This is a genomic window from Pseudoalteromonas luteoviolacea (assembly GCF_001750165.1).
Taxonomy (GTDB): domain Bacteria; phylum Pseudomonadota; class Gammaproteobacteria; order Enterobacterales; family Alteromonadaceae; genus Pseudoalteromonas; species Pseudoalteromonas luteoviolacea_G.
On sequence record NZ_CP015412.1, the window covers coordinates 653,596 to 665,048 of the forward strand.

Sequence of the window (11,453 nt, forward strand, 5' to 3'; positions counted from 1 at the left end):
TTTACCCTTCTTGTGAACTGATAAACAAACTAAAAAAATAACATTTGTTTTGGTTGGGACCCTGTCGGCGTCCTCACAATACTATCTATGGACGGGGCAAATAGTTTTCAAGTAAAAAATTAAAATAAATTTTAAAAAGCCCAATTTTCGGGCTTTTCCGAGGAGTTCTAGCATAGTTTGGATTTGCCTGAATACACAGTAAAGCGCTTTCCAATATGTACTTGCTCATTTTTAAAGCCAACAAAAGGGACGTGATGCCAATTTGCTTGTAGTCGTTCTTTATTGATCTCCAATGTCACGAACCCGCGGTTCGCGAGATCAACATATCGAATGTGTGGATTTTCGGGCATTAAGATTTTGCCAACGTCTCCGACAAGTTGCTGTAAACCTGGCACAGGAATGGAGGGGGAGGTCACCGATGAAGTCACAATTTCAACAGCAACAGCACCATCATGGGTAAAGCGGTTATATTTTTGCCAGTCGTAAGGGTCTTTACAGATGTTGGCTGCCCAAGATGAATGCACATCTCCGGTTAATATAACGGCGTTATTGATGTGGTTGTGTTCGATAAAATCTAATAGTCGATTTCTGGCTGCTGGATATCCATCCCAAGAATCTGTATTAATTGGCTTACCAAGCATCTGAATCTGCATCATTTGCACTTGCTGACCAATCAACTGCCATGTTACACCATTACGTTTGGCATCTAGCAAGTTGTCTTGTAGCCATTGCTCTTGTTCGTAGCCGAGTAATGTGCGTTGTTCATCTAGGCGTGCTGGATCTTTCACATCGACTTGTTGCTCCCTGCCGATAAAACGCGTATCTAACATATTAAGTTCGGCCAGTTTACCAAACCGAAAACGGCGGTATGCTTTTTCTCTGGCTGCATGTTGAGGCTCTCTTATTGGCATCCACTCATAATACGCTTGAACGGCAGCATGGCTGCGCACTTGCCATGTGCCTTCACCATCATTATGGTTTTTAGCACCTTCTCGCCATGCATCATTGGTAAACTCGTGGTCATCCCAAATACAGATCATCGGGTGGGTTTGATGCAATTTTTGCAGATCAGTATCCGTTTTATAGCAGGCATGTCTTTGGCGGTAGTCGGATAATGTCACCATTTCGTGATTTGGTGTTACTTTACGATTCCATAAAAAAGGGTTTCTGTAGATGTCTTTATTGCCATACTCGTATAAATAATCACCCAGATGCAGTACCGCATCTAAGTCTGCAATCTCTGCGATACGTGCATACACATTAAAGTAGCCGTAACTGAAGTGAGAGCATGATGCCATCGCTAACTTGATATTGCTGACATCATATTCTGGTAGAGTTTTGGTTCTTCCTGTTGGTGAGATAAGTGGCTCATCGAGCTCATCGATAATAAAACGGTATACATATCGGGTGTTTTCTTGCAGGCCTTTGGCATCTACTTTTACAGTAAAGTCTTGCGCTTGGCTCGTTATCACGTGACCACTAGTAATGATGTTAGAAAAACTACTATCTGCCGCAACTTGCCAAATTACTTTCACTGTCAATGTGTCGATATCAACGCGCTCTTTTACTTCTTTTGGAATGGTTACTCTAGTCCACAATATCACGCTATCTGATAGGGGATCTCCACTGGCCACGCCATGGCTGAAAGGGTTTTCAGAGAAGGTGCAGCCCGATAGTGAGAGGCTCAGAGGTAAGCTTGAGATGATCATGCTGCTTTTAACAAATTGGCGACGAGAAATGTTCATAAGTATTTACTCTAATTTTGGTGTTTTTTGTCTATTTAACTCCGTAATCGTTAAACTTTTATTTCTTAACTGTAAATTTATAGGAAGGATAAATTTATAAGTGTGATTATTTAAATAGTATAAATATCGACCTTGTGTTATCCAGTAGGACGATGAGTATGCTTTAAATCGCAAAAATGATAATATTATGCCATTAAAAATAAGGTGTTATATAAAAAATGATACTTTTATACGGGTTAACTTTCGCTAAATGGTATCGTCTTTAAGCGATAATGTTATCTACATCTTATTGTGTATTTTGTGATTTTACTGGGTTAAATGTTGAATTATTGTTCTTCTTTTGAGGAAACATATTGTTTAACCAGTGAGTTACACTAAACTTGTTGCACATGCAGTATGTAGATAGCGCTATTGTGACTTTAAAACTAAATAGGTTCGGGAATACCGTACGTTTGAGATAAATATTATGAAAAAAAATCTGCGACTCACATTATCCACATTGTCTTTTTTGATGGTTACAAATACGGTTATTGCGAGTGATTGGTCTTCAACTATTACCGGTGCTTCGGACTATACATTTAATGGTATCAGCCAAACTGAAAATGATTTTGCTTTGCAAGCTAGCCTTGATTACAGCAACTCTGAAACAAATTGGTATGCAGGCTCTTGGGCCTCAAACGTCGATTTTGATGATGGCACAGATGTGGAAGTGGATATTTACTTTGGCAAAACTTGGTCATTAACTGATGCAATCAGCTTAGATGTTGGCATGGCATACTACAGCTATTACGGTGGAGACGATTCGAGTGATATTAACTATCCAGAAGCGTACACCAAGTTTGGTTTTGATAATGCTTTAGGTACGACAGAATTTAATTTTTGGTATAGCTGGGATTATGCGGGTCAAGATGAAGAGCACGTAATTACAACTCTGTCACATACCATTGAAGTAGCCGACAATCATGATATTTCTTTAAGCTATACGGTGTCTAACTATGTCGGTGGAGATCAGACTTGGGATGGAACGGACAGTTCTTACCACCACTATGAAATAGCTTACTCCACCAGCTTGTCAGGCTTTGACTTATCGATTGCCGCTGAAGATACTTCCATCGATTCGGATACCTCGGACGAACGAATTGCGTTTTCAGTGTCTCGCACTTTTGACTTCTAACATCTAGACACAAAAAAGCCGGACTATGTCCGACTTTTTTAGAGTGAGCTTGTCGATTACTTCTTCACAATCGCGTTGTGGTAAACGTTTTGAACGTCGTCACAGTCTTCAAGCATGCCCATGAATTTTTCGAAGTTTGCAATGTCATCTTCGTTTTCGATTTCAACATGAGTTTGCGGGATCCACGTGATTTCGTCTACTTCGAATGTAATGCCTTCAAACGCTTCAGTTAATGCAGTCTTTGCTTTGAAGTACTCAGTGTTAGGTGCGAATACAGACACTTTACCGTCTTCTACTTCAACATCTGTCACGTCAACGTCAGCCATCATTAATGCTTCTAGTACTGATTCATCATCGTCACCTGCAAATCCTAAAATTGCAAAGTGATCAAACATGTGTGCAACACAGCCTGGGCTACCGATTTTTGAATCGGTTTTAGTAAATGGAAGGCGTACATCTTTGATTGTACGATTTGGGTTGTCAGTTAAGCAGTCAACGATAACCATACAGTTACCTGGACCATAACCCTCATAACGTGCTGGCGAGTAATCTTCACCAGCACCACCAGCCGCTTTTTCGATTGCTTTGTCGATTACGTGTGCTGGAACCTGATCTTTCTTAGCTTTTTCGATCAAACGACGAAGGGATAGGTTTGTTTCAGGATCTGCGCCGCCATTCTTTGCAATTACATAGATCTCTTTACCGTATTTGGAGTTTACCTTAGTTTTTGCCGCTGCCGTTTTTGCCATGGCGTTTTTGCGGACTTCAAATGCTCTACCCATCTTAATTCTCGTTATTTGAAATTCAATTGCACAAGATTCTAACAAGACTCGGCGCGTTGGGCTATACCCTATTGGGCGCGAGGCCTGCGATAAAGCAGGTTTATTACCATAAAATGAATGCGTCAGGCTAATTGGTGTTGGTATTTAAGGTTATTTTGCTCGATCAGAGGTAAAAACGCTTCCCAATGGCGAAATATGATGTCTGCTTTTTGTGAGTAATCAGGTGTTATATCAGGTGAATATAAACACGAGATCATGTTTGCGTTATTCGCCGCTTCAATATCATATAGGTAATCTCCAACGTATATACATGCACTGTTAGGCATGCCCCATTGCTTCGCAACGAGATTGAGTGCAGCAGGGTTGGGCTTGGCGGGAGCATCATCACGGGTCAGGATGAGTTCTATGGGTAAGTTGCAGCGCTCGAGCTTGATTTGCGCAGCTTTGGCAAAGTTCCGGGTCACAATGGCCATCGGAAAGCCTTTATTAGACAGCTCGAATATGGCCTGCTTTACCCCGGGTAAAAATTCAGCTTGGTGTGCGTCTTGCATTTCATGTTGGTGAATAAGCGACATAGCTTCTTCACGCATATATGGGGATGGCAGTGCATTGATAAACTCAAGTAAATCTTCCTCTCTTGGACATCCAAGCTGTGCTTTCATCATTGCGAAATCAAGATTGGAGGTCACTAATGTGCCATCCAAGTCAAAAATAATTCCTTTAATCATGCGTTTCTTACCTCGTATTCCATAGCAAGACACTCTGCCTGCCTTTAACCATAGAGTACGTCAATTAAGGTTGCAAAGATCACAGTAAAAAATAATCAAATGAGGTAACAGGACTTACCTGAGCGTCATAAAAAGCGCAAAAATCACGAGTTTTGAGTTTTTTAAATACGGGCACTTTCACTGTGTTTTGTCATGAACTTGTTTAACTCAACAGTGGCGCTAATTTACCACTATTTAGTACAAGTTAAGGGCTTTTGGATATGAGACGAGCCATCTATGTACGTATTGGCTATCAGTAAATGTTTTTTAAATTTATCTTAAAATTCATATCATTGGCTGTTAAAGTAATAAATAAACACCACACAATAACGATAAATAAAGGTGTCCCTCATGGCTTATTTAATTACTACCGCGATATTAATTGCATGCTGTATGGTATTTTTCATACCATCTATGAGGCAGTTTACCAAAGAGAATGAACTGGTAAGTAACTTTGCGCTAACGATGGTCGCAACGCTTATTGGTGTGCTATTAGCAATAGCCATCAGTAATTATGATGAAGACGAAAAAGAGCGCCGAGACTTAATTAAGCTACTTCATGCTGCTAAAGCGGTGGCGACAGAAAGCCTTGAATATAGTCAGGCGGTTATGGCGTTTTACCAGAGTAATGAAGCGGGTTCTGAAACTAAGTATTCGAAACAACAATTCTTCAAAGATAACCCACTCCCCTACCCTGAGTATCTCGACGCACTGATGTCTCAGCAGTTATTTATTAAAAACTTGTCCCAAGAATCACTGACAGAACTTAGTGAATCTCTTATTTTGATGAAACGAGCAAATACACATAGGCCACATCTTTTTTTGTCGAGTTTGAGTTTTGTGCTGTATGTATTAGAGCAAGAACAGCGTTATCAAAAGGGGGAGATTTCATTACATGAATTGGAAAAGGCGCTAAGGGAGCGAGAGGCTCAACTTGAAGAAGAAGGAAATTAAATTGATGTTTAAAATACCACGTAATGCTAGAACCTATATAGCACAGTCGATTTTTGTTAGTACGCTGGCGGTTTCTAGCCTTAGCTTTGCAAAAGGCGCCACACAGATCTTATCTGCGCAGCAGGTGAGCGAGGATATTAAGGCGTTTGTCTCGCTTTTACACCAAAGGTATGCGTACCTTGATACAAAAAATGTGGATCAAACGTCATTTGAAGCGTGTCTGCAAAAAGAAGTTGCCCAAATCAAAACAGTCAATGCCTTATCTGGCCACTTGAATCGCTGCTTTGAGTTTTTTTATGATCAACATAGTGAAATCCGACCACGTCCTCGAGATTATTATTTGCCTATGCCGACCGCTTTGACCATGTGGGCTGAAGTTAAAGATGATGCTGCTACCATCATTTCAATCCCGCATAATGGCTATGCACATAAGATTGGTTTTAGAGCGGGCATGAAGATTGAACAGATAAACCACAAACCCGTTTTTGAAGCCATTAAATCGGCCAATATTTCAGGACAAAAGAGTGCACAGACTTGGGTGCTTAATCGATTATTGACTGGTTCTCGCCATCAGAAAATTGTATTGACTGTAAGTTGGCAAGGGCAACCACAGACGCTCACAATCGACACACGACAAGTCGTTGCCGACATCTTACAAGATAAACCAATCTTGACGAGCCAATGGATGGGCGACATTGCGTATATTCGACCCGAGAACAGTCTAGGTAACAATGCGTTGATCTCTGCGTTTGACCAAGCGTTGGCTGAATTTAAGGACGCGTCCGCTTTAATTTTGGATTTACGCAACACCCCAAGTGGTGGTAACAGCGATGTGGCGCGTGGCATTATGAGCCGCTTTATCTCTGAGCGTTTTCCATACCAAGAACATGAGCTGGTGGCGGTAGAGCGTGAATTTGGTGTGAAAAGGCGCTGGCAAGAGTTTGTCTATCCTAGAGGCGATAATACATTTACTAAGCCTTTGGTGGTGCTCAGCAATCGCTGGACTGGGAGTATGGGTGAGGGAATGACCATAGGTTTACATGGCATGCAACGCGCGACCGTCATCGGTACGCCTATGGCGCAGTTGCTAGGCGCCATTTCTGGTCATACACTGACGCACTCTCAGTTAAATGTGGTGATCCCCGTTGAAAAGCTATTTCATATCAATGGCACGCCCAGAGAAGCATTTTTACCTGATATTGTGATCGATCACATCGACAATATTGAGAACGAAGATCTTGCGCTTAAAGCAGGTTTACGTCATTTGTCAAAATTAGCAAGCAAAGCCAATTAACAAGTCGATTTAAATAAGCCATGTAAGTCACAGCCTACATAACAGTTAAGCTGTGACTGATTAAACTTATACGCAGAGAAGCTTATCCTGCATTAAGCCTTAACATTCCCTTTGCCTCTGGTGCTGGTAATAATTCCTGATTTGTCTGTGGTTGAGTTTTGAAGTTAGCGACTTGCTGCAGCAGGTGCTGCGCTTGTTGCCTCATTACTTGACTGGAATGCGTTGATTGCTCAACCAAATGCATGTTGTTTTGGGTCTCATTGTCCATTTGCGCTATGGTCGAAGATACCGCAGCCACACCTTCAGATTGCTCTTGGCTGGCGGAGGTAATTTCTGTGATCATCATATTGACCTCTTTAACGACGTGAATGAGTTGATTGAAGGTGTCACCTGATGCTGATACAAGTTGGCTCCCCTTGGCAACGGCTTGGGAGCTATCTTGAATAAGCCCTTTTATTTCTTTTGCTGCAGAGGCACTGCGTTGTGCTAGGTTTCTAACTTCACTGGCAACAACAGCAAACCCTCTACCCGCCTCCCCAGCTCTAGCCGCTTCCACAGAGGCATTAAGAGCCAGCAAGTTGGTTTGAAACGCGATTTCATCAATAACACCAATAATGTCTGAAATTCGGCTGCTGCATGATTCTATTTCATTCATAGCTGCAACGGCATTCGTGACAGTTTCGCCGCCTTGTTGTGCTTTTTCCATAACTTCGTCAGCATGATCAGAGACATCTTTAGCACTTTTTGCATTTTGTTGTACTGTGACGGTTAATTCTTCCATCGTCGATGCCGTCTCCTCAATACTTGCTCCTTGATTTTCGGTACGTTTATTGAGCTCTTCGTTACTACTGGCGATGCTTTGTGCGCCTTGGTAAACATTGTTTGAAGCTTCGGTGATCTCTTGTACCATACTACTTAGGTTACTCATCAGGCTATTCATGGCGTCTTTTAAAATATTAAACTCTGCGCCCAAGTCTTCATCAATGGTATGGGTGAGCTCTCCGCCTGATAAAGCTATAATGGCTTGTTTGATACTTAAAATAGCATGTTTTCTTGCGGTGATGTCTGAAGCGTATTTAACGACTTTAAACGGATTGCCTTCAGCGTCAAAAATGGGGTTATAGGAAGCTTGGATCCAAATTTCTTTGCCATTTTTAGCAATACGTTTGTACTCCCCGCTGTCGAACTGACCCTGCTTTAGCCGTTGCCAAAACTGTTGATATTCTTGGCTATTAGCGTAATCAGCTTCTGCAAATATTTTATGGTGCTTGCCTTTTATTTCCGCCAACATGTAACCTGTTGTCGCTAAAAAGTTTTCGTTAGCATCAATGATGGTGCCATCAAGGTTAAACTCAATGACCGCTTGGGACTTATGGATAGCGGCGAGCTGGCCGGCAAAGTCCGCGCTTTGTATTTTTTGTGCGGTAATATCTGTGGCAAATTTAACGACTTTGAAAGGTTTACCATTAGCATCAAAGATAGGGTTGTAAGTGGCTTGGATCCAGATCTTCTTACCGTTTTTACCGAGTCTTTGATACTCACCAGAATCAAACTTACCCAGATTTAATTGCTGCCAAAATTGATGATAGGACTGGCTTTTTGCATAGTCATGCTCTGCAAACATACTGTGATGTTGCCCTTTTATTTCATCCAGGGTATATCCCGTAGCCTTTAGAAAGTTGTCATTGGCAGTAATAATGGTGCCGTCCATATTAAATTCTATCACCGCTTGTGATTTGCCTATGGCTTGCAATTGCCCTTCGTAATTTGCAGCTTGGCGTTTTTGTTCTGTGATATCGACAGCATACTTTACGACTTTAAAAGGCTTGCCATTTAGGTCCAAGATAGGATTGTAAGAGGCTTGGATCCAAATCTCCTTACCGTTTTTTCCTTTGCGTAAATATTCTCCTGCACAGTAGCGCCCTGCATTTAAATGAGTCCAAAATGCGGCATATTCGGCGCTTGCTGTATACTCCGCATCTGCAAATATACTGTGATGCTGGCCTTTGATTTCATCTAGGGAATAGCCCATGGCGGACAAGAAGTTGTCGTTGGCATTAATAATGGTGCCATCCATATTAAACTCTATCACTGCTTGAGATTTACTAATAGCTTCGATCTGGCCCTGATAGTCTGTCGCTTGTTGTTTCGTTTGAGTAATGTCGGAGGCATATTTGACAACTTTATACGGCATACCGTTGGCATCAAAAATTGGGTTGTATGATGCGTGGATCCATACTTCTTTCCCACCTTTTGCCAGCCTTTTATATTCACCGGTACTAAACTGTCCCTGATTAAGCTGTTGCCAGAACACTTTATATTCGTCGCTTTGGGCATAGGCTGGTTCAGCAAACATGCTGTGATGTTGACCAACGATGTCGCCAAGTGAGTAGCCCATCACTTGCAAGAAGTTATCGTTGGCATGAAGGATGGTGCCGTCCATATTGAACTCTATGACTGCTTGCGACTTATTTATCGCTTCTATTTGTCCGAGGTGATCAAGTAAAGCATGTTTATATTCTGTGATGTTTGCCAGCAATAAAATGTAGCGATGAGTACGTGATGACTGATCATAGCTGGCGTGTATATTGGCTCTGAACCAGCTGGTCGCGCCATGCTCATATTGTACCTGTAATTCAAGCGGCGCATGGCTGTCGAGCTTGAATTGAGTTTTTATTATTCGGCTGTAATGTTGCATTTTCAAGTCAATATTTGGGCAGCCTATTTCCTTTAAAAAGTGTGGATTTGCATGTGTGATTATCCCTTCGTCATTCAGTTCTAGAATGGATTGTTTTTCAAAAAAGACGCTAAGTTTGGCTTCAAGAGAGATTAATTTCTGACGATCTGTCCTTGATGAAAATATCATAGGGCACCTAGTGAATAAATGTTGTTATTAGTCAGAAATATAGTAGAAATTTACTTGTGCGCCACCAGATAAGTTGATTGATAAACTCTGCGTTTAATTTGGTAATTTTATGAATGACTTACGTTGTGAGGTAAAAGGTACACAAAGAAAAAAAGCGCACCAAGGGTGCGCCAAAAGTCTTTTAAGACAGGGAAATCAACATGTTAAATAACTACAATCAACGGCTCTACATTCTGTAGGTGTGTATGTGTTTACTCAACGAGGTAAAGTCTATCGAAAACTTGTGTTGCAATCCCGACGCAGTGTGCAATTCATTGTGAGTGCTTGTTACGCTTTGTAACTTTCGTTTCAAATACAGCCTTTTTGAATACAAAACTAGCCTTAAACTGAATATAGCAGCTTTGACTTCATGGTTTTTTGTTCGTACAGTCATGTTCTTATTTAAGAAACATAGAACAGACTTGCTTGCAAGGAGGTATGTATATTAATGACTTTACCTGATATGCAATTAACGTCACTGGGGTTGCATCATTTTGCAGGGCTCCATAGAGCAAGCAACAGTATTGGCGCAAAAGGCAAGTGTTATATTGGTGTTCCCTATCTTCAAGGCGTTAAACTTCCTCTAATGGCTCGTATTGATATGCGTGATGTAACAGCGCGCTCAGTTTATCTGAGTCATTAAACACAGTACTGTCAATGCCCTTTACACTTACCCCTGGCGTCCATGAATTCATTACCGCCGCGCCGCGGAGTATGTTAAGGTCGGTCAGCTTAAGTTCTATAGTGCGCTGTGGTATATGAAGTTTGGTGAGTTGTCGTTGTAATATGCTCATCATGGTCCCTTTGAGCATTGGGGCTTTTGGCCAAATAATGGTGTATCCGTCCCAAAAAACGAGATTCCAAATTGTCCCCTCACTTATCTTTGTTTGCTCATCAACAAATATTGCATCATCAAACCCTTTTTCTATTGCTCTGTGTAAATAAAAGGTTTTGCCAACCTCTCCTACATGCTTTATGTCAGGTATAGGTCGCTGGTGTTCAATCGCTGTGAGGTGTAACGGTCCAACGGGGCCGCTTGAAGGCGCACTGGTACGCACGAGTACTTGCGGCAGTGTGTTCATACTGCGTGCAGTAAATTCACCGTGAGAAGAGTACAGTGTGATAATCAGAGAGCAATTTAATGGACTTTCCCTAATTGCATCTCTGATGTAAATACGTATCTGCTGATCTGACAGCGCGTTATTAAATAATCTTTGCGACGCTTTACTTAGACGCGTTAAGTGTAAGTCTATACCTCTTACTTTTCCCTCTCTCACTTGCATCGCACTGAAGTGTGCAAAGCCAGAAAATGCTAAAGGGTTAAGTGCCGAGTTGGTTTGGTACACACCATTGATAAAGGTATTTGGTGAAAATTCATTATTAGTCATTGTGTTATTTCCATTGAGTCCATATTTAGGAGCCAATACGATAAACCCTGACAGTGCTGTTAGGGTCAAGGAGTAAAGATGAGAATTGGCGAACTATCTGAGCAAAGTGGTGTGAGTGTGCGCATGCTTCGGTATTACGAAGAGCAAGGGCTGTTAACACCACGTCGTACCGCCGCAGGGTATCGCGACTATGATCAGCGTGAGGTACTATCGTTAGAGCGCATTAAATTGCTAAGTTCAGCGGGTATGACGCTAAGCACCATATTACAATTTTTACCTTGTATTAGAGGCGAGCGGCCCATTTTTGAACCTTGTGACGAGCTGAGAGTGCTATTACACAGCCAGCTAAGAGAGGTTGATGAAAAAGCGGCTCGCTTAGCAAAAAATAGAGCTGTGTTAAGTGGGTTCATACAAGAAATTGAAGCAGCTGATAAAGTATAAGTT

At 41.6% G+C, this 11,453-nt stretch carries 9 protein-coding genes; 4 read left to right on the top strand and 5 right to left on the bottom strand.

From position 1 onward, the window contains the following. Nucleotides 1-167: 167 nt before the first annotated feature. Nucleotides 168-1,745 carry an alkaline phosphatase D family protein gene (locus tag S4054249_RS23270; RefSeq protein WP_046356756.1) on the bottom strand — a complete coding sequence of 526 codons (1,578 nt, stop codon included), beginning with the start codon at nt 1,743-1,745 and terminating at the stop codon, nt 168-170. A gap of 466 nt (nt 1,746-2,211) precedes the next feature. On the opposite strand from S4054249_RS23270, the gene S4054249_RS23275 reads away from it, so the two are divergent. Next, nucleotides 2,212-2,919, top strand: a complete 708-nt coding sequence (locus S4054249_RS23275; RefSeq protein WP_046356757.1) for a TorF family putative porin — start codon at nt 2,212-2,214, stop codon at nt 2,917-2,919. A 56-nt stretch (nt 2,920-2,975) separates the two neighbouring features. On the opposite strand, the gene S4054249_RS23280 is transcribed toward S4054249_RS23275, so the two are convergent. Both S4054249_RS23280 and S4054249_RS23285 read right to left on the bottom strand, forming a co-directional pair. Beyond that, nucleotides 2,976-3,701 carry a YebC/PmpR family DNA-binding transcriptional regulator gene (locus S4054249_RS23280; RefSeq protein ID WP_046356758.1) on the bottom strand — a complete coding sequence of 242 codons (726 nt, stop codon included), beginning with the start codon at nt 3,699-3,701 and terminating at the stop codon, nt 2,976-2,978. A gap of 122 nt (nt 3,702-3,823) precedes the next feature. Beyond that, the gene (locus tag S4054249_RS23285; RefSeq protein ID WP_046356759.1) at nt 3,824-4,429 is read right to left on the bottom strand and encodes an HAD family hydrolase; all 606 of its coding nucleotides are present in this window, start codon (nt 4,427-4,429) and stop codon (nt 3,824-3,826) included. A gap of 390 nt (nt 4,430-4,819) precedes the next feature. On the opposite strand from S4054249_RS23285, the gene S4054249_RS23290 reads away from it, so the two are divergent. Both S4054249_RS23290 and S4054249_RS23295 read left to right on the top strand, forming a co-directional pair. Continuing rightward, nucleotides 4,820-5,422 carry a hypothetical protein gene (locus tag S4054249_RS23290; protein WP_046356760.1) on the top strand — a complete coding sequence of 201 codons (603 nt, stop codon included), beginning with the start codon at nt 4,820-4,822 and terminating at the stop codon, nt 5,420-5,422. 4 nt (nt 5,423-5,426) lie between these two features. Continuing rightward, nucleotides 5,427-6,716 carry a S41 family peptidase gene (locus tag S4054249_RS23295; RefSeq protein WP_052961005.1) on the top strand — a complete coding sequence of 430 codons (1,290 nt, stop codon included), beginning with the start codon at nt 5,427-5,429 and terminating at the stop codon, nt 6,714-6,716. An 82-nt stretch (nt 6,717-6,798) separates the two neighbouring features. On the opposite strand, the gene S4054249_RS23300 is transcribed toward S4054249_RS23295, so the two are convergent. Together S4054249_RS23300 and S4054249_RS23305 are read right to left on the bottom strand one after the other, a co-directional pair. Continuing rightward, a complete protein-coding gene (locus S4054249_RS23300; protein ID WP_052961006.1) occupies nt 6,799-9,582 on the bottom strand; it encodes a methyl-accepting chemotaxis protein in 2,784 nt (927 codons plus the stop codon). A 611-nt stretch (nt 9,583-10,193) separates the two neighbouring features. After that, a complete protein-coding gene (locus tag S4054249_RS23305; protein WP_046356761.1) occupies nt 10,194-11,009 on the bottom strand; it encodes an aminotransferase class IV family protein in 816 nt (271 codons plus the stop codon). A 78-nt stretch (nt 11,010-11,087) separates the two neighbouring features. Here S4054249_RS23305 and S4054249_RS23310 point away from each other — a divergent pair, with 78 nt between their 5' ends. After that, complete coding sequence (locus S4054249_RS23310) at nt 11,088-11,450, top strand: MerR family transcriptional regulator (protein WP_046356762.1); 363 nt, start codon at nt 11,088-11,090, stop codon at nt 11,448-11,450. Nucleotides 11,451-11,453 lie beyond the last annotated feature (3 nt).